This window comes from Methylobacterium sp. P1-11 (assembly GCF_008329595.1).
Classification (GTDB): domain Bacteria; phylum Pseudomonadota; class Alphaproteobacteria; order Rhizobiales; family Beijerinckiaceae; genus Methylobacterium.
The window spans coordinates 1-18,299 of sequence record NZ_NPKS01000022.1 but is presented as its reverse complement, the minus strand read 5'-3'; the positions used below and the strand labels follow the sequence as shown (position 1 = coordinate 18,299).

At 63.1% G+C, this 18,299-nt stretch carries 13 protein-coding genes and 2 pseudogenes; 9 read left to right on the top strand and 6 right to left on the bottom strand.

Annotation, left to right across the window (positions count from 1 at the left end; all coding sequences use genetic code 11):
* Window positions 1-220 precede the first annotated feature (220 nt).
* A complete protein-coding gene (locus CIW48_RS21065; RefSeq protein ID WP_149312515.1) occupies window positions 221-1,180 on the top strand; it encodes a helix-turn-helix domain-containing protein in 960 nt (319 codons plus the stop codon).
* Between the two features lie 379 nt (window positions 1,181-1,559).
* Window positions 1,560-2,099, top strand: a complete 540-nt coding sequence (locus tag CIW48_RS21060; RefSeq protein ID WP_246695353.1) for an STM3941 family protein — start codon at window positions 1,560-1,562, stop codon at window positions 2,097-2,099.
* Window positions 2,100-2,206: 107 nt separating this feature from the next.
* On the opposite strand, the gene CIW48_RS21055 is transcribed toward CIW48_RS21060, so the two are convergent.
* The 3 genes from CIW48_RS21055 to CIW48_RS21045 are packed head-to-tail and all read right to left on the bottom strand — an operon-like array spanning window position 2,207 to window position 8,503.
* Window positions 2,207-5,071, bottom strand: coding sequence for an NHLP bacteriocin export ABC transporter permease/ATPase subunit (locus CIW48_RS21055; RefSeq protein ID WP_149312514.1), 2,865 nt, complete (start codon window positions 5,069-5,071; stop codon window positions 2,207-2,209).
* Window positions 5,061-7,238 (bottom strand): NHLP family bacteriocin export ABC transporter peptidase/permease/ATPase subunit, encoded by a 2,178-nt coding sequence (locus tag CIW48_RS21050; RefSeq protein ID WP_281407374.1) that lies wholly within the window; start codon window positions 7,236-7,238, stop codon window positions 5,061-5,063. The genes CIW48_RS21055 and CIW48_RS21050 overlap by 11 nt, the downstream gene beginning before the upstream one ends.
* Window positions 7,239-7,252: 14 nt before the next feature.
* The gene (locus CIW48_RS21045; RefSeq protein WP_149312512.1) at window positions 7,253-8,503 is read right to left on the bottom strand and encodes an NHLP bacteriocin system secretion protein; all 1,251 of its coding nucleotides are present in this window, start codon (window positions 8,501-8,503) and stop codon (window positions 7,253-7,255) included.
* Between the two features lie 400 nt (window positions 8,504-8,903).
* On the opposite strand from CIW48_RS21045, the gene CIW48_RS21040 reads away from it, so the two are divergent.
* From CIW48_RS21040 to CIW48_RS21020, 5 genes and pseudogenes are all read left to right on the top strand, one after another.
* Window positions 8,904-9,179 (top strand): hypothetical protein, encoded by a 276-nt coding sequence (locus CIW48_RS21040; RefSeq protein WP_149312511.1) that lies wholly within the window; start codon window positions 8,904-8,906, stop codon window positions 9,177-9,179.
* Window positions 9,180-9,294: 115 nt separating this feature from the next.
* Window positions 9,295-9,951, top strand: a pseudogene (locus CIW48_RS21035) (transposase); the annotation flags it as partial.
* Between the two features lie 62 nt (window positions 9,952-10,013).
* A pseudogene (locus CIW48_RS21030) lies at window positions 10,014-10,468 on the top strand (PepSY-associated TM helix domain-containing protein); the annotation flags it as partial.
* Window positions 10,469-10,847: 379 nt separating this feature from the next.
* A complete protein-coding gene (locus tag CIW48_RS21025) occupies window positions 10,848-12,317 on the top strand; it encodes a cache domain-containing protein (protein ID WP_149312510.1) in 1,470 nt (489 codons plus the stop codon).
* The gene (locus CIW48_RS21020; RefSeq protein ID WP_149312509.1) at window positions 12,256-14,247 is read left to right on the top strand and encodes an EAL domain-containing protein; all 1,992 of its coding nucleotides are present in this window, start codon (window positions 12,256-12,258) and stop codon (window positions 14,245-14,247) included. The genes CIW48_RS21025 and CIW48_RS21020 overlap by 62 nt, the downstream gene beginning before the upstream one ends.
* Before the next feature lie 343 nt (window positions 14,248-14,590).
* Here CIW48_RS21020 and CIW48_RS34590 read toward each other — a convergent pair whose 3' ends face one another.
* Window positions 14,591-14,722, bottom strand: a complete 132-nt coding sequence (locus CIW48_RS34590) for a hypothetical protein (protein WP_281407372.1) — start codon at window positions 14,720-14,722, stop codon at window positions 14,591-14,593.
* A gap of 74 nt (window positions 14,723-14,796) precedes the next feature.
* On the opposite strand from CIW48_RS34590, the gene CIW48_RS21010 reads away from it, so the two are divergent.
* Window positions 14,797-15,018: a hypothetical protein gene (locus tag CIW48_RS21010; protein ID WP_149312508.1), complete on the top strand. Its 222-nt coding sequence runs from the start codon at window positions 14,797-14,799 to the stop codon at window positions 15,016-15,018.
* A 371-nt stretch (window positions 15,019-15,389) separates the two neighbouring features.
* On the opposite strand, the gene CIW48_RS33390 is transcribed toward CIW48_RS21010, so the two are convergent.
* Both CIW48_RS33390 and CIW48_RS34735 read right to left on the bottom strand, forming a co-directional pair.
* Complete coding sequence (locus CIW48_RS33390; RefSeq protein WP_173009339.1) at window positions 15,390-15,530, bottom strand: hypothetical protein; 141 nt, start codon at window positions 15,528-15,530, stop codon at window positions 15,390-15,392.
* 909 nt (window positions 15,531-16,439) lie between these two features.
* Window positions 16,440-17,123: a hypothetical protein gene (locus CIW48_RS34735; RefSeq protein WP_197739363.1), complete on the bottom strand. Its 684-nt coding sequence runs from the start codon at window positions 17,121-17,123 to the stop codon at window positions 16,440-16,442.
* A gap of 767 nt (window positions 17,124-17,890) precedes the next feature.
* On the opposite strand from CIW48_RS34735, the gene CIW48_RS21000 reads away from it, so the two are divergent.
* Window positions 17,891-18,169 carry a hypothetical protein gene (locus CIW48_RS21000; protein ID WP_246695352.1) on the top strand — a complete coding sequence of 93 codons (279 nt, stop codon included), beginning with the start codon at window positions 17,891-17,893 and terminating at the stop codon, window positions 18,167-18,169.
* Window positions 18,170-18,299: the final 130 nt, after the last annotated feature.

Here is an 18,299-nt window from a genome sequence, read left to right as displayed (position 1 = left end):
GACCGAAAGAGCCGTGGACCGAGAGCCTCGGATCATGACCTGCCGAATAAGAAAAGGATCTGCAATACTTCGGCCTGGGTGAATCCATTAAAAGATTTTTTCTTGTGATCACCTTGTTCGAGGCATCAGACGATCGGCGCCAGATATTACTTGGCGCGCTTACACTTAATGAGTCTCTCTCAAATCACCTGATTTGATGGCACCGACCCCGACAACCGAGATGCAGACCCTGTTCTCAACAGAAGGAACGCGTAGACAAAACAATTTTAAGATCCGGCGCGAAACGCTGTCCGGTCGCGGCCTGCCTATCGAGCTGGAGCGGCTCGAAGATGTGCCATTTCATGCCAAGATCGAGGCCGCGACTGTAGGCTCGATCAACTTAACGCGTCTCTCGCAGGGGGCCGTACGAGCAAATACGTCTCAAGCCATGCTCTGGCGAAGTGGTCAAGCGAACCCCTTGATCGTTATTTTTCAGCTCGCGGATGTTTTGAAGAGCCTTCAGGATGATAGGTCCTCGGAGCAGCGCGCCGGTGATCTCGTTGTCCTCGACCATCGCCCGGGCGTCCTGTCCACCAGTGCAGGCCATCGATCCCTCTACCTGGAACTTCCGCGTGAGCGGCTCGAGAAGGTGCTTGGCCCGGCTCGGCTATTCACAACCATGACGGTCGGAGCCATCCTCGGCGCGACATCCCTTGCAAGGACGTTCTTCCTGGATCTGATCAAGAACCGTCATCAACTCTCCCCGGATACAGCTCTCCGTATGTCGGAGATCGGTATTGATCTGATCGTGGCCTGCCTTGCTGAGAGAATTTCGCAAGAGGCGCCACGGCCTATTCACGGCACGCTCCTGGTCCAGCGTGCCAAGGTTTACGTCGAGGCGAACCTGGGTGACCCGGCCCTCGATCCACGGCAGCTTGCCGTCGCAATGGGTGTTTCGTTGCGCCGTTTGCAGGAGCTGTTCCACGAGCGCGGCCAGCACATTTCCGACTGGATCTGGGAGCGCCGGCTTGCGCTAGCAGCCAATCGCTTGGCCGATCGCTACTTCCTCCACCTTCCGGTCGGCACCGTTGCCTATGGATGCGGATTCAGCACTCAATCCCACTTCTGCCGCCGCTTTAAGGATCGCTTCGGTTCGACACCCACTGAGTACCGGCAAGCATCCAGACAGCACTTGCATTAGGAGTTCGGCGCTGTTCCTGCGCATGCGCATCGCCGGGGGCAACGCGGACGTGGTGTTGAAGGCGAGCAAACGAAGAAGAAAGAGGCGCTCGTCGGGCCCATCGGGCGATCGCTGGTGCACCGATGCCTCGGACAACTCTTGGCTGATGGACTTGAAGCGTCTGCTTCCGAGGTGAGCTCCGGTGCGTTCCTACGGCGGAGTTGGGTCGCAAGCGCCCCCTCGCCGCGGGTACCAAGCGTCGGGTTTGGACCACCCGGGGATTTTCACCTACCTTAGTGGACCCACCCAGCTTTGCGATCGCTCTCGGCAGGGCGATAGTCCCATGCCGAGACGCCGCGTCGGGCGCTGTCGTGTCGATCCCATTGCGGAGTTCGCCTACGTGGATGTCGTCGAGATCGATCGTTCGCCGTGGCGGACCGTCTGCCTCTTTCTGGGCTCCGCCTGTTTCACGGCATTCTCCGCTTGGATGATCTATGCCCACCCGGGAACGGGTCGCAGGGTCGTGACGCCCGGCAGCTTCAACGAGCTCGCGGCTTATGTCGGCGTCGCGTTCTTCGGCCTCGGCACGGTGCTGCTCGTCCCGAAGCTGTTCCAGCGCGGGCCCGTCGTGTCGGTCGGGCCGCGGGGGATCTACGATCGCAGGCTTTCGACCGATTGGATTCCGTGGGAGGCGATCCGCAGCGTGACGCCGGTCCAAATCCAGCGGCAGCGGATGCTGATCCTGAATGTCGATCCGGTGGCCGAGGCGGGCCTGCCCTGGACAAAGCGCGCGCGGCGCATGGCCCGTTTGAACCGAGTCTTCGGACGGTACGGATACTGGGTAGGAGCGGCCGATCTGCGCGGCGGCTTTCCCGCATTGGCCCAGGCGATATCCGCAATCCAAGAGCCGGCCGCCATCAGCACATCAGCCACGCACTAGCTCCGAGAATTGTTGGCCATAGCTTGAGCTGCCATCCGCATCGGCGCGCCGCCACAGCGCGAGTGAAAGCTTTGATTGTAAATCTTGAAATGTGAGAAGGTTGAAATTCATGCAATCTGCTGACGTAATAGCGATGCGAACGAGCCGTTGTGCTCGATTAGTTCTTGGTAGGTGCCTTGCTCGACTACGCGGCCACCGTCTAGCATATAGATCCGGTTGGCGTTCTGCACTGTTGAAAGGCGGTGAGCGATAACGACGCGAGTGACGTCAAGCCGCTCCAGTCCTTCGGAGACAATTTGCTGAGTGCGGTTGTCGAGGGCGCTTGTCGCCTCGTCAAAGAGCAGGATTCGAGGACGGCGAACTACCGCCCGGGCAATCAGCAGGCGCTGTCGCTGACCACCTGACAGAAGCGTTCCGTCTTCACCAACGAAGGTGTGCATGCGCATCGGCATTGACTGGATGTCGCCATCGAGCCCCGCAAGCCTCGCCGCTTCCCAGGCGTTGGCCTCCGTGAGCGGGGCACCGTTGAGGATGCACTCCATGAGGGTGCCGCCAATCGCACGACTTGACTGAAGTACGACGCCCATCTGCTGACGCACTACGCGTAGATCAAGGCTACCCATCTCTTGATCGTCGAAGAATACCGATCCACTCGCCGGCGTCTCGAAGCCGAGCAAAATGCGCATCAAGGTCGATTTACCTGAGCCTGAGGCACCGACGATGCCAACGAACTCGCCAGGACGCACGGTGATCGACACACCATCCAAGATCACCGGGCCATCCGCCTGGTAGCGGAAAACGACATCGCTGATTTCGATTTTGCCCCTCAGGTCGTGTGCCACACCCCGAGTGCCGAGGTTTTCGGGGTGTGCGGCGAGAAGAGGTGCAGCGCGGCCGTAAAGGGGTCTCAAAGAAAATAGCGCGGGCAGAGTGCTGCCAAGCGATAAGGTTGCGGACATAAACTGCCCGTAGGCAGCGTTGAAGGCGATGAAGCGGGGGATCCCGATCTCAATTCCTCCAAGACCTACAATCCCGATCATCAGGGCGACTGCGGCGATGCCGAAGGTGGTACCGAAGGCTGAGTAGCCGGCCGCGAGGCGGCTTTGCCAGAAATCCAACGCGCGCCGCTCAATGAACAATGGCGCCCAGCGGGCAAAGCCTCGCGCCTCCGCTCCCGCGACCTTCAGCTTGGCGATTCCCTGGATAAGCTGCAGTGTCAGAGCCTGGAGACGTCCTTCCGTTTCCAAGGCACGCCGCTTCCAACCAAGCAACCGGAGGTTCACCGTCATCATCACGGCGAGTTGGACGATCAACAATCCGATGGCTACGAGGGCAAGTCGCCATTCGTAGTATAAGATCAGCGCAAGGCTGGAGATTGAGAAGACTGCGGATAGAAGGGAACTGATCACAGTCCCGCTCACCGCATCGCGCATCTGATTGATCGCTGCGGCGCGAAGCGCGAGGTCGCCTGCAGAATAGTCACGGAAAAAGGACGCCGACAAGCGCAGCAGTCGGTCCCACACCGCCCCTTCGAGGTCGGTGTTCAGGAGGGTGGCAAGCCGCAGTAGCAGGAAGCTACGCACTAGTTCGAACACGACGCCACCGAGCCCAAGCGCAGCGATGCCGGCGGCGAGCTGGATAAGTTCTGGGCGTGATGCCGCCGGTATTACTGTCTCGAATAGGATCTCAGTCGCTATTGGCGTCACGAGGCCAAGAAAGCTGCTGGCGAGCCCGATCATCAGGATTGCGATAAGCGCCGGCCAAGCGAGCGGGGCAGCAAATCGCAGCAGGCCGCGACCGTCGATCGGTGCGTCTGGCAGACGGCGCTGAAGCACGTCGGCGTGCCCGGTGAGGGCCATTGCCTCGCGCATCCCGAAGCATTGGGGCCGACCATCAACCCATAGGTGGTAGCCGCCCCGCCATCCGGTTCCGGCTATCAGCGCGACAGGGGCGCCATCCTTGCGAAAACCAAGCATCGGCTGGCCGCCTCGGCGCCACCAAGCCCGACTGAGCCGGACCCGGCGAAATCGGACGCCTGCCCAAGCTGCGAGAAGCGCCAACCGTCTTTCGGCTGGCATGGTGCCGGTCTCGCTGCCTTCGGGCAGCGGCGTGGAGGGCAGAACAACCGCGGCCGCCTCGGCGACTGCACAGAAGGCCGCCTCAAGCGAGGTTCCGCTCCGTGTTCCCTTGACCGAGCGAGCTACAAGGGGGGCAACGGTCGCAGCCAGAATGGTGCGGTCACGGTTAGCCTTACCAGCGATGGCGGCAGTCTCGTTAGCTTCCCGGTCCACCTCCGACACCGACAGAGTGCGGGCGAGCCGGTCCTGGTGCGCCAGGACTGCGCGGGCAAGAATTCCTCCCCCGGCAAGCCCAGCGCTCATCGAGCAGCTAATCAAGGCGCCGCGCTCGGCAGTGATCCCACCAGTAGCCGCGGTGACCGGAACCGGCGGCTCACCGGGCAGGATGGAGCCGGCACCGGCAAGGTCATTCAGGACTGCGCCCTGGATGACGGTAACCCAAAGCAATCCCCGGACCGGACGGGCAACGAGACCCGGATCGAGTGGGCCGGTCCCTTCACCGAGGAGGGCGGGCGCTCCGGGCAGCGGATTACCGGCGGCACGAAGTGTCCGCTCTATCCAGGTTTCGGCCGCAGCGATCGCTTCCGGGTCGCCTATCTCGAGGCGGCTCAGGAAGGCATTGGGCGCGAAAGTCGATAGCTGGGCATTTGAGCTTGGGAAGGCGAGAAGCCGCGCCGTTCCGACTCCAGGTGCTGGTGTGATCGGCAATGCGATCTCACCGGGCCCAAGTGTGGTGAGGCGACGCCGGAGCCCAGTGCGTTTAGGCCAGTCGATGTAGAGGTCGACCGCCCCGGCCTCGACCCGCAGGCCGCGGGACTCGACGCTTATAGCCTCCGTGCGGGCGATCGGTGCCGCGGTTGAGGTGGCTACCCGGTGGAGAAGCTCATGCAGCACGGATCAACTCCGCGTAGGTGCCTGCCTGCCTGAAGAGTGCGTCATGGGAGCCGCGCTCGATGATCCGGCCGCGGTCGAGCACTAGGATCTCGTCGCAGTTGCGGATCGCGCTGAGGCGATGGGTGATTAGGATGGTGGTGCAGCCGCGTCGCCAGAGATTATCGAGGATCGCCCCTTCGGTCGCCGCATCTAAGGCCGAGGTGGCCTCATCGAGCACGAGAACGCTGGGCTCCAGAGCGAGCGCGCGAGCGATTTCGAGCCGCTGGGCCTCCCCACCCGACCAGTTGTTGCCGCCTTCACTTACCGGAGCGTCGTAGCCGCCGGGACGGGCGGCTATAATCTCATGAATCCCAGCGTCGCGAGCGGCTTCGACCATGATCCGCTCGGGGATTTGCGGATCCCACAAGGTCAGGTTCTCGCGAACACTCCCCTCTATTAGGACGATGCCCTGGCCGACATAGGCGATCGAGGCACTCCGCACACTCTGCGGTATGAGATTGGCCTGATGACCATCGTACTCGATACTGCCCGACCACGGCTCGGCGAGCCCCACGAGGAGGCGTGCGATTGTTGACTTGCCACTACCAGATGGACCGACAAGGGCAATGCGTGCCCCTGGGATGACTGAGAGGGAGAAGTCTTGGAAAAGCGGCGGGTCGAGTGGGTTGTAGCCGTAGGTGAGATCGCGGATCTCGACCGCGCCGGACAGGCAGCGAGGCGGGGGAGCCCCATCGTCGTTCGCTGCGCCGTTCCGCACCTCCGGCTCGACACGGGGATCGAGGGGGTAGCGCAGTACGTCGTTGACGCGCTCCATTGCAACGCGGAGTTCGCGCATGCCGCAGGCGACGCCGACGAGCCCGCTCACTTGAAACAGGAAGCTCGACAGCACGGTCTGGAACGCTGCAAGCGTGCCGATCGTGATCAGTCCTTCCATGGCGCGCAGTCCGCCGACACCGAGTATTACCGCTATACTCAGCGCGCCAAGCGCTTTCGGGATCAGGCTAAGGAGTTGGAGTGGCACCTGCATTCGGTGGACCGCATTCATGGTGCGGGCCTGGGCATTAGCCAAGCGATTGAGGAAGTCGTCCTCGGAAGCCGTCGCCTTGAGCGTTTCAATAGACTGGATGCCGGTGATCGAGAGGCTACCTAGAACCGCTTGTTCACGCATCACCGCACGGGCGGCGTTTTCCTGCCGCCTGGATATGAGGCGGGTAAAGGTGACGTTAATCAACGCGAGAGTTAGGCCAATCGCAGCGAGTACCGGGTCGTAGAGAACCATTAAGGCGCCGTAGAACACGGTCGCTAGCCCCGTCACCAACAAGGCCGAGACCTGACTGCCGATGAGGTCGCAGGCCCGCTCCGTCGTGGCGAGCCGGCTCGCCACGTCGCCTGCGTAGCGTTGAGAAAAGAAGCTGGGCGAGAGCCTCATCAGGTGCCAGGTCAGGCGCAGGCCCAAGGACACTCCTAGCTTCCACTTCAATCGCGCCAGGAAATAACCCTGCAGCCCAGTCAGCAAGCCCCCCAGAAGCGCCGCGGAGGCGAGCCCGAGAAGCAGCGGCCGGATCCAATCGGTCAGGTGGCGGACGAGGATGTCATCGACAAAAATCTTGATTGCCGCTGGCACGAAGACACCGGGGATCAACGCTGCCACGCCGGCTAGGACCAGGAACATCACAGCGCCGCGTGAGGACGCAAGTTGATCGCGTACCGCTCGCCAAGCGCCGGGCCGAGTGCCGGAAGGCCGAAATTCGGCGCCGGGCTTCATCGTCAGCATCACGCCGGTGAAGGCGCGGTTGAACTCCTCGTGCGAGACCGTGCGCGGACCACTCGCCGGGTCATTGAGGTGGACGACGTTGCGACCGACACCCTCCAATACAACGAAGTGGTTGAATTCCCAGAACAAGATCGCGGGTAGAGGCTTGCCGACGAGCTTACTCGGCTCCGTACGCCAGCCTTCGGCGTCAAGGCCGTAACGGCGGGCGGCCCGCACCACGTTCTTGGCTTTGCTGCCATCGCGCGAGACGCCACAGGCTACCCGTAGTTCCTCAAGAGGCACCCATCTGCCGTAATAAGCCAGCACCATCGCAAGGCAGGCGGCACCGCACTCGGCGGCCTCCATCTGCAAGACGGTTGGAACCCGACTACGCGCGGTCCGCGGGAAGCGCATCGGGATTTGCCGGCTCATAGGCCGACGAACCGACGCAGAGCGGGGACGAACAGGCTGACCGGCCTGCCCGACTTCACTGTGACCTGCCCTTCTAGGAGGGTCGTTGATGTGAGTGCGACCTTCTCACCGCGTTTTGATGTCCAGGCGTAGCTGTCGGGGCCTTGAGGTCCGGCGTTGATCCGTACCACGAGTTGGAGCGGCGGCCCCGCCCGTGTGAAGAGGCGCGCGAGATCGGGATTGCCGAGACGTTGCGCGAGCGCGCTTTCATTCTCCGGGCTCTCGTCAACCTGAATGACGGTGCCGATGAGCGTTCCGTATTCCTCCTTCTTGGCGGTCGAGAGCGACAGGCGCACCCCCATACCGAGCCTGACCTCCTTGCCGCTATCCGCAGGCACGTAGAGCAGTGCGTCGAGGCGTGGGCCACCGTGCTCAATCACCATCAGTTTCTGACCGGCACTGACTAGGGATTGGTCCCCGACTTCGTTGGTCGTGATAATGCCATCGGTCCGCGCCACGATGGTCGTGGCTAGCTTGTCGCTCAAATGTATTTGCGCGCGCTGCCCTTCCGCATCACGCAGCTGCCGGTCGAGGGCAGCAAGCTCTTGATCTGACTGATTGCGCAAGGATACGAGAGAGGCGTCGAGAGAAACCAATTCCGTGCGGGCTCGCGAGATTGACTCGCGAGCTGCGAACAGCCGTTCGCGGGCATCGATTACGCGGTCTGACGGCGTTAATCCCTTGGATAGAAGTAACTCACGCTGTTCTAGAAGTGCCTTGAGCTCACGCACTCGCGCTTCGCCAAGCTCAATCGTCTCTTGTAATGCCTCACGTTTACGCTGCGCAGCGACATTTTCTTTGGTAATCTGATTGTCGATTCGTTCGACTAATGCCGCGTGCTGCGTCGTAAGCTGATTGTAGCGTCCGTCAGCATCGAAAAGCCGTGCGGCATCCTCAGGCGAACTGAGTCGGGCGAGCACGTCGCCCTTCTTCACAGCTTCGCCGCGCTGGCGGTACCTATCGAGCCACCCGGTTTTAGGGGCATATACGCTGACGAAGGCCCCTCCGGCCGGCACAAGTAGACCCTGACCGCTCACCGTTGTGCGATAGGTGCCGAAAATCGACCAACCAAGGCAGCTGCCGACAATGACGAGCGCCGTGCTCAAGGCTGCCCAGCCGAGAGGAGAGGTGACGTGTATCATTTCGTCGAGCTGGTCAGGTCCCGCCAACTCATCAAGCGCTTCCGCGCGGTAGAGAGCGGTGGTCATCAATGACGCCTGCGGGAAATTTGACACTTGATACTTGACTTGTATTAAAATTGTATTTTCAAGAAATTTGATTTAATTTTGTAAACTAAAAAGGTTTATGATTGGTTTTCATGTCTAATACCTCATACATTGGATTCTATGCCCTGCAGCATCCATCAGCTAAGCCTCGTGACAAGTCGAACCTCTTGCAAGATAGGCAAGTGAGACGGATCTCCTCATTCCGTATCAAATAAAAATATAGTAGAATAATATGATTTTAACTTTTATTTATCAAACTGAAAATCATCGGGCACATTTACCAAAAATTCTGGTTGCCTTTTGATTTGTATTGGAGCTGAGTTCCGCCGCGTCCCATTGGGACACTCGATAGAGCGATAATTTAAACTAACGGGAAAACAAAATGTCTACGGATCAGAAGCTCTCTGATGAAATCCTGTCCGATGTTAATGGTGGCATGAGCTGGGCCGAGATTGGCTCAATTGCTGGTGGAACAGTTGGCGCTATCGCTGGTGTTGCAGCAGTTGTGGCGGTTGCACCTCTGGCGATCGCAACGGGAGTGACGGTTGCTGGTGTAGCTGGGTCTGCCGCCACCATGGGTTTAGTCACCGGCCTGAGTGGCGCTGTAGACGGCGGCATTGTGGGAGGCGCCGCACACTTTATCAAAGATCATATTTAGTGCGCAGTAATTACCCACGAGGGATGCGGAAGCACGGCGTGACGCCTGCGGGGGGCGATGTGGAGCGCTCGTGGCGCCACCTGCCGGGAGCCCATTTCGCTGATTCCGTTGCGAGATGGGCCGCAGCGAACTGGAACGGCTGAGCCGGGAGGAGGTGATCGAGCTGGTGCTGCGGCTGCAGCCGCCAGAGAAGACCTCGCGCACTTCCTCGAAGCCGCCGGCAACAGACCGCAAGGAGCAGCGCGAGCACTCCAGGCCGGGCGGCGCCAAGCCAGGTCATGAGGGTCACAGCCGGGTGCTGAGCACCGATCCCGATACGATCGTGGAGCATCGTCCTGAGGCTTGTACACGCTGCGGCGGCAGCCTGCACGTCGCTCTTCCGGCGCAGGTCGTCAGCGTCTCTGAGCAAATTGAGCTGCCCGAAGGGCGCCGATCATGACGCAGCACCGCCGGCTCGCGGTATGTTGCCCGAGCTGCGGGGAGCGGGTCGTCGCACCGGTACCGGAAGCGGCGCGCGGCACTCCCTTCGGCCCACGGCTGCGCGCGGTGGCCACCTACCTGAAGACCTTCCAAGCCCTGTCTTATGAATGGTTGCAGGCGGCGCTGTCCGACCTGTTCGGCCTGACGCTCAACCAGGGCGGCTTGATGAACCTGCTCCGGCGCGCAAGGCCGCTTCCGTGCCGGTCGTGACGCGGCCGTCTCGGCCCTGCGCAAGGCCGAGGTCGTCGCCTGCGACGAGACCGGCGTACGGACTGAAGGCTCAAACGCCTACCCGGCGCTTCGGACCCCTCGATCGGTCTGCAACGGCGTGGCCGGGGCGGGACGCGGGAGACCCTGCTCCTCGACCCCGCGATGGGTACTCCCGCGCGGGTACGCGACACGTTCGGCGGCGATTTTCTGTACCGGCTCCACTACGAACTGCACATGCCGCCCGTCTGGGGGCGCTGGCTCGTCGGAGCTGCGACGATGGCGATGCTGGTGACCCTGATCAGCGGGGTCATCACGCACCGCCGGATCTTCGCGGACTTCTTCACTTTCCGGCCGAAGAAAGGAGGACGTCGCGCTTGGCTCGACGCGCACAACATCCTCGGGGTGCCGGCCCTGCCGTACCACCTCATGATGCATACCGCGGCCTCGTCCTGCTGGCCCTGACCGTGATGCCTTGGGGCTTGCTCGCGGCCTACCGCGGGGATGCGCCACGCTTCGTGCAGGAACTCGGCGTCACGGGGATGAGCCCGCGTCCTGCGACGCGACAGCCAGCCCCCCTCGCCGCACTCGCGCCGATGATCGCTGAAGCCACCCGGCAATCCGACGGGTTTGCTTTGGCAACTCCCCGCCCGAAAGCGGAAGGGGCCGTTTAGCACAAGTGTTGCGTAGAAGCTGATCAGTGCGACGTGTAAGGCTGTGAGATTATAGGTCTAACAGCCGATCTGCTGTTTCTCGCGAAGACCAAGGGGCAGGACCCCTGCTCGGTGCTCACCAAGGCCGAGAGGCACCTTGAAGCGGGCGCGGGAGAGCGCTGCTGCGAGTGGCAAGCTTCCAAGGCTCGGGAGCGCGGCGCGATGACCCGGAGCGGCAGGTCCTTGAAGTTGAAAGCCTCCTTTACGTTTCTATGCTGTGCTGCTGCCAGCCACCGTGCAGGTTTAGTATGTGGCGGGGGCGGAGACGATGCTGTCACCAATCAGGAGATCAGACGCGACCCTGGGACTAAGTGGTTGGCTGCGCGTCGCGGCTATATTGGTTGGTCTGGGCATCCCGGCGCTCGTCACCTGGACTATGTACCGGCAGTACAGCCAAGACCTCACCGACGCCGAAACGCGCGCCGTCAACACCGCTCGCGCTCTGGGGCAGCACGCCACGCGCAGCTTCGAGACCATCGACACCTACCTGCGCGCTGTCGCGTCCCTCGTCGGTCCGCGCGCGGATGCCCTACCGTCGCAAGCACTCCATGCCGCCCTGCACGAGCAGTTCGTTCACTCGCGTCTCAACAACATCATTATCATCGATCGTGATGGAAGGGCGATCGTCGAGGCGGCTGCCTTCCCGACCCGGTCGCTCGACGTGCACGACCGCGACTACTTCCAAGCTTTGCGCGAACGGCCGGATGATGGACTGATAATCGGCCGCCCGGTGGTCGGGCGATTGACCGGCAAGCTCTTGCTTCCGGTAGCCCGCCGCATCGACAATCCAGACGGCTCGTTCGCGGGCATCGTCCAGGCGATGCTCGATCTGGAGACCTTCCAGGCCGTCTACGCCAAGATCGACAATGGTCCAGGAGCAACCCTCAACCTGTGGCGCGCGGACGGTACGCTGCTCTTGCGCTCCCCCAGAATGCCGGAGCTGGTGGGCAAGAACTTCGCGGACAGGGCGAACTACAGGGAGCACGTGCTACCCAGAGACGACAAGCCGTTCTGGTCGCCGGGCTTAACGGATGCAGTTGTGCGAGTGATCGCCTACAGCTTCCTCGACGGCTACCCGCTCTACGTTGGCGCCGCTCTTTCCCGCGCCGACGTGCTCGCCGGTTGGCGTCGGTCGGCCCTGACGCAAGGTGTTGTCGCCGGCAGCCTCACCATCGTGCTCGTGGTCGCTTTGCTCCTGCTCGCACGTGAGATCGAGCAGCGTCAGGCTTCAGATGCGCAGACCAGGGCGAGTGAGGGGCGCTTGCGTGCGCTGACTGACGCTCTGCCGCAAATGGTCTGGGCCATGGACAGCGAGGCAGGCGCGACCGTCTACCATAACGCGCAGTTCGAGGCATATCTCGGCCCGATCGGCTCGACGCACACCGACCGCTTGGCGGCCCACCATCCTGACAACGCTGAGCGCCTCGCAGAGAGGCGGACCGCAGCCATCGGGAAGGGCCTGGCTCACAGTGAGGAAAGCCGTTTGCGTCGTCACGACGGCGTCTACCGCTGGCACAGGCTCATGGTGATCCCGGTGCGTCGCGCTGGGGAAATCGTCGAGTGGATCGGTACGGCCCTTGACATCGACGACATTGCCACTGCGCGCAAGGAGTTGGCGGAAACGGCGGCACTGTTGCGCGCGACCCTGGAAACGATGGACGAGGGGCTGATCCTGTATGGCCCTGATCTCCGCGTGCGCCTACACAACCGACGCGCGCGAACTCCTCGATCTGCCTGACACCGTCCTGTACGACGGCAGCCCCTACAGCGCGATCAACGCCTTCCAGGTTGCGCGCGGAGAGTACCGGACTAGCCCGAACACACTTGAGGGTGCGCTCGTGGCCGCCGATCTCGCGATTTTGCCGGACGTGTTCGAGCGGCAGCGACCGGATGGGACGAGTCTAGAGGTGCGCGTCGTGCGCTTACCGGAAGGCGGCTACTTGCGCACCTACACCGACACGACGCGCCGCCGTGAGGCCGAGGCGCGGCTGCGGCTGAGCGAGGAGCGGCTCGCACTCGCGCTCGACAGCGGCGAGGACGGGATCTGGGACTGGGATCTCGAGGCCGGTGAGATCTGGATCTCGGATCACTGGATGCACCGGCTGGGACACGAGGGCCGCCAACGGATCGCGATGTCCACCTACGTGCAGTTCGTGCATCAAGAGGACCGCGAGCGTGTGGCCACCGCTCTGCGCGAACACCTTAAGCGCCTGACGCCCGCGTTCGCCTGCGAGCACCGGCTCTTCCGCCGGGATGGTGGCTACCCATGGGTCCTAACCCGCGGCCGTGTCGTCGAGCGCGACGACACGGGTCAAGCGACTCGGATGGTCGGCACGCAGATTGATATCTCGCGGCGCAAGGAGGCCGAAGCGCGCGTCGAGCATATGGCGTACCACGACGCGCTTACCGGCCTAGCCAACCGCCTGTTGTTCCGGGAACGGCTCGACTGGGCGATCCGCGCAGCCGCGACTACGCATGATCGTTTCGCTGTCCTAGTCTGCGACCTCGATGGATTCAAAGTCGTCAACGACACGCTCGGCCACGTCGTCGGCGACCGCCTACTCTGCGTGGTGGCCGCACGCATGCGCGCAGTTCTGAACGAGGCCGACACCGCAGCCCGCCTCGGCGGTGACGAGTTCGCGCTTGTGCTCGGCGGCCTCGACGGCGAGGGCGGCGCGCGACGCGTGGCGGAGCGGATCATCGCGGCAGTCAGTGCCCCTGTCGAGATCGACGGCGCGCGCGTCGAAGTCGGCATCAGCATCGGTCTCGCGATGGTGCCGGTGGGAGACGCGGACGCGGACGAGATGTTCAGGCGCGCCGACGCCGCGCTCTACGAGGCCAAGGCAGCCGGGCGCGGCACTTACCGCCTGTTCCGGCCCGGAGCGCACGCTCGGACTGCGGTGCGGGGCTCGCTGGCCCTCGATATGAAGGAGGCGATCCGGCGCGGCGACTTCTCGCTCGTCTACCAGCCGGTGATCGACGTGACCACGAACGCGGTGGTGAACTTCGAGGCGCTGATGCGCTGGCACCACCCCGAACGTGGCGCGATCTCACCAGCAGACTTCATCCCAGTGGCTGAGGAGACCGGGCTGATCGTGCCGCTCGGCGCCTGGGCACTGGACCAAGCATGCCGCGAGGCGCGGCGTTGGCCTGAGCCGATCCAGGTCGCAGTGAATGTATCGACCGTTCAGATCCGCGACGGGCTGGAAGAGGCGGTGATGACCGCACTAGCGGGAGCAGGGTTGGACGCTCAGCGCCTGACGCTAGAGGTGACGGAGAGTATGCTGATGCGCGACGCGGACGACGCGCTGGCACGCCTGCATCGGCTGCGCGGACTAGGCATATGTGTGGCACTCGACGACTTTGGCACCGGGTTCTCGTCTTTGAGCTACCTGCGCCGGTTCCCGTTCGACAAGATCAAGATCGACCGTACCTTCGTCTGTAACATCGCCGAACCGGAGACAGCAGCGATCGTGCGGGCTGTAGCCGACCTTGGCGAGCGGCTCGGCAAGCGTGTGGTGGCAGAGGGCGTTGAAACCTGGGAGCAACTGGAGCGTGTGAGGCAGGAGGGCTGCACGGAGGTGCAGGGCTTCCTGTTCAGCCAACCGCTCGGCGCTGCCGATGCGCTCGCCTTTGCGCTGGCTGGCGCCAAGCGGAGTGCCGCCTGACGCGGATCGGTCTATAGGCGGCTCAAGCCGGCCGCGGCTGCCGAACGTGCGGTCGGCTTTTGGGCCGCAATCCAATGACGAGTCACCGCCGAGAACTGAAGTTGCGGTACTCGCGACGAACGACCGCTTTCGGGAGGCGCCGATGGCCTTCGGCACGGCTGCGTTTGGTCGACTGCTGCCGAAAGGCAGCGCACGTCACCCGGATCGGGCGCGCTCATCCCTTCACCGGGTGAGCCAGCAGGATTGCGGTCCGGACCATGTTGCGCTTCCAGGCCGGCTTGTCGTTGGTCAGCGCTTCGGCTGCACGGGTGCTCGTCCGGAGCGTCTCGACGAGGTCGAGCGTCTAGCCCTTCGCGAGCGGGTAGGCCTCGGCCGCCAGATCCGCGAGCACGGCGTCGACCGCAGCGTCGATCTCCTGGTCAGTGATCTCGGCGGCCTTGAGCAGCTCGGAGACGGTCGCGGGTTCTTTCGCCATGGCAGTGGCCTAGCGCGGCTGGCGATAGGCGTCTATGCGGGCCAATGTCCCCTATATCATTCCGAGCGGTGTCCATGACCCAAGTCGTGCTGACACTCTCGATCTCGACCTTGCTTACCGCACCGGCCTGGGCTCAGTCCAAGAAGTTCCCGACCGCCTGCTCGGAGCGCTTCGTCAAGGAGTGGACGAACCACCGAGACGCTGCGCTCCGCGATCCGCCGAAGAAGCCTTGCACGATGCAAGCGGATACGGGGATCTACGTCTGCGATCAGAAGGGGTGCCAGCGGCCTTGGTAGAACGGCGCACCTCACGCTCGCGCGGGCAGAAGAGGCGCCAGCGAGTGGGACCTCAGGGGCAAAAAGCTCATCGATTCCGTGGGCGGATTTCGGGTCCCAGTCTGCCCTAAGCTATTGATGCATCAGGCTCGGCGCGGTCCCCTTGGGAGCGCCACCAGCGCAGTTTCCGCATTCTCGTACGGCACCTCGCGCAAGCGGGATCCGGGCCTGCTTCTCCTGCGGGTCCGCGCCGAACCTTGGCGAATGCGGCCAGTCCGCGGCGCGCGCCATCCTGGCCTGGATCGGCCGCACGCCACGATCACGGTCGGGCTGTGGCACTCCAATCCCTCGGACATACCGGTCGGCCCGAGCGCGCTTGGACGGGACACGCCTTACCACAACCAGATGACGCGGCCGGAGACCGCGTAGATGACGAACCAGAGGCCCACGGCCAAGCTGATCGAGGCAACAACCAGCGCCGGGTGTGGCTTCTTGCGGATGCCGTTGCGGCGCTCGAGCGCGATCTGTTCCATGTACAAAGGATGTCGGAGCCTCCTGCCGGTCGCATCCATGGCGGCCCCATGGGTGGGGGACTGAACGCTCCATGGATGCGGCCAGCGACAACGGCGCCTTACGCCCAACAACGGCCGTCGCTGTCTTCATCAAAAGATGTATTGGCGCCATCAAGCGTATCGGCACCGTTCGGCGCTCCCCGGTCATCGGCGGGGGCCGGCCGGCGTCCAGCCTGTGGTCAGCGAGGATAGCGGTGACGTGGCGCGGCCTTGCCGATATCGCATATCGCGCACCCCAACGCATTGACGTGTCAGGTTTTCTCTCTGAACAGGAGCGCTCTGGCTGAGCCGGCGAGCGCTATGCACGTCAGGTTCCAAGCCACCGGACGGCACCCTTGGGCTCGACCGCGTCACGACCCAGTCTGTGCCTTCGTATCAGAGATGCAGGGCGATCCGAGACAAGGCTGCGTCACCCGGGAACGGCTGAAAGGCGGGCCTTCGAGGACGCGCCAAGGCCTACCCTAGCTATTCGTCCGGTGCTCGGCGCCGCACAGCCCTGGGCATACGACGCGAGGACGGCGCCGTCCGTGACCGACATGATTTGCATCGGCCGAACCTCGAAGGCGCTAACCCGATGAGGCGGATCCCGCGCGCTCAGGTGCGACCTGCGCGTGATGTTGCCGAACGGCGACGGCGCCCGTCTCGGCGGGTGCGGGAATCCGACGGCCAATGTCGTCTCGCTTTCGCCGATCCGACAATGCCCATCGACAGCATGGATGGATCGGAACCGCAGAGTGCCAATTCCCAGCCTCCGCTCACCCGAGATCTCGGGTGCAAGGATTGGCGCTGGCGTCAGCGCCGCGAGAACGCAGCCGTAGCGTCGGGAACGTCATCTCGCTCGATCACTGTGAAGCGAGAAAGGTTCGCGTGTCAGATCTTGCGCCTTGCAGGCAACACGGCGCGCGCGATTTCATGGCCATCCGCGCAACGGCGAACCACGATTGTCTGTTCAACGTCGGTGCTCAGGGGCGGAAAGAACGCGTAGGTAAAGCCGTGATGCGCGTTGCCGATCTTCGCTTCCCGCAGATCGGGACGATACTTTCCAGCTATTACCGTGTTGACAGTTGATTGATTGACAATGATGGCGACGATCGCCGGCGAATCGGGTGACGCGGGATTGAACGCCCAGCCACGGATCCGAATGTGGTCGACCTCATCGATGAAGCCGTGAAGAGCGACGCTGGTTTGAGAATCCGATGAGCCGGGCGCCCGGTGATCCTGGTCGGGGCTCAGCTCTGCTGTCGGCACCCAAGCGTCGCCGACGGTGAATCCCGTTCGGCCCTCGGCAAGCCCATTCTGCAGGAAGTGAATCAAAGGATTTTGGTTTGCGGCTGCCACGTCCGGATTTGCCGCGAGATAGCCCGAGGTGCTGAAACCCGCGCTCGGGTCTCGTCCCTCCTTCCAGCCATGAGCGAGGAAGTGCTGAAGCGGGTCCAGCCCGGCCTTTCGGACATCGGGGTTATGGGCCAGGTAATAGGCCGAATCGAAGCCGGGAAGCGGATTGCCGAACAGCGAACGGCGCCGGTGGGACGGAATCGGCAATCGGAACTTCATGGACAATCCGAGCATGTCTGGGCCTATGCTCGGTCTACCATTGTGAGTGACGCCGCAAGCCCGGGATACTCATGCCGAGCGCATCGATCTGTGCAGCGTCACGCCGCGGGTGCCCTCGTATTCGGCCAAGGCATCGCGGGTGTGAACGTCCTGCGGGCACAGTCCGGCCGTCGCCCGCCGCGGCCAAGGGCTCGTCCGTGAAGCCCGTGGCCAAGCGCAGCTCGACGCGCAGATCCTGCGCTGTCGCAAGCATCGTGAACAGCGAGACGATCAATCGGGGCCGGACTGAGAACACGGCACGCGATCTTCGGCCTCGAAGACCCGGAGCCCGGGCGATCGGTTCAGTCTCGCATGGAGTTCGATTCTGACACCACCGCGGTCACATCCACAGCCGCGAATGACCGATCCAGCATGGCCGCGAGCCGGGAGCCGGCCTCGGCTGCTGCAACTTCTGAATAGTATTGCCGCAGACTGTCGGCAAGCTGCGCGTGGACATACGAAATGACGGGATCGGACGTGTCGCCCCGGTGCAGCTCTTCGTAAGCGAGCGACGCGAGAAAGGTCTGGAGTCGTCGAACTCGGGATATTGTCGCGGCGGGCGGATAACCACGCCAAAGAGCTGTGTACTTATCTCTGGTCGGTAATGACGTTATCAATGATGCAGCCACACCAGGAAAATTTGCGAGGCCGGCGGAACCGCCTTGTGCGCAACCCGTTTGTGCCCCACTGCTGACGGCGCAGTGACCGCATGACGGGGCTCGTGAACTGTGACGGCTGGTGTCGACGGGCATGATTTCGGATTCCGCGCCCGCCGGGTCCAGGGTGGCGCCGAGGATCATGTCGACCGGGCTCAGCGCTCCGTGTACCGGGCGGCGGACGAGGCCGCCGACTACGCCGAGGACGCTTACGAGCGCGGTGGCCACGTCCTGCGCCGGGGCACCCGCGAGGTGAGCCATCAGGTCGCCGAGTACCCGCTCGCCTCCCTGCTCATCGCCGGCGCCGTCGGCTTCGGCCTCGGCCTGCTCGTCAGCGCCACCCGCGACTGAGCCACCCGCGACTGAGCCACCACAGCCACATGGCTACGAACGGCCGACTACCCGGAGTGAAAGCGTGACCACGATCCAGACCACGGCGTCCCCTCTCGCCACCGCAGCCGCGCAGGCCGACACGCGTGCC

Excerpts from the sequence above, each read along its gene's own strand:
- CIW48_RS34590 (WP_281407372.1), bottom strand. The coding sequence starts at position 14,722 with ATGGCGAAAGAACCCGCGACCGTCTCCGAGCTGCTCAAGGCCGCCGAG.
- CIW48_RS21065 (WP_149312515.1), top strand. The coding sequence starts at position 221 with ATGCAGACCCTGTTCTCAACAGAAGGAACGCGTAGACAAAACAATTTT.
- CIW48_RS21040 (WP_149312511.1), top strand. The coding sequence starts at position 8,904 with ATGTCTACGGATCAGAAGCTCTCTGATGAAATCCTGTCCGATGTTAAT.
- CIW48_RS21050 (WP_281407374.1), bottom strand. The coding sequence starts at position 7,238 with ATGCGCTTCCCGCGGACCGCGCGTAGTCGGGTTCCAACCGTCTTGCAG.
- CIW48_RS34735 (WP_197739363.1), bottom strand. The coding sequence starts at position 17,123 with ATGAAGTTCCGATTGCCGATTCCGTCCCACCGGCGCCGTTCGCTGTTC.
- CIW48_RS21025 (WP_149312510.1), top strand. The coding sequence starts at position 10,848 with ATGCTGTCACCAATCAGGAGATCAGACGCGACCCTGGGACTAAGTGGT.
- CIW48_RS21020 (WP_149312509.1), top strand. The coding sequence starts at position 12,256 with ATGGCCCTGATCTCCGCGTGCGCCTACACAACCGACGCGCGCGAACTC.
- CIW48_RS33390 (WP_173009339.1), bottom strand. The coding sequence starts at position 15,530 with ATGGAACAGATCGCGCTCGAGCGCCGCAACGGCATCCGCAAGAAGCCA.
- CIW48_RS21010 (WP_149312508.1), top strand. The coding sequence starts at position 14,797 with ATGACCCAAGTCGTGCTGACACTCTCGATCTCGACCTTGCTTACCGCA.
- CIW48_RS21045 (WP_149312512.1), bottom strand. The coding sequence starts at position 8,503 with ATGACCACCGCTCTCTACCGCGCGGAAGCGCTTGATGAGTTGGCGGGA.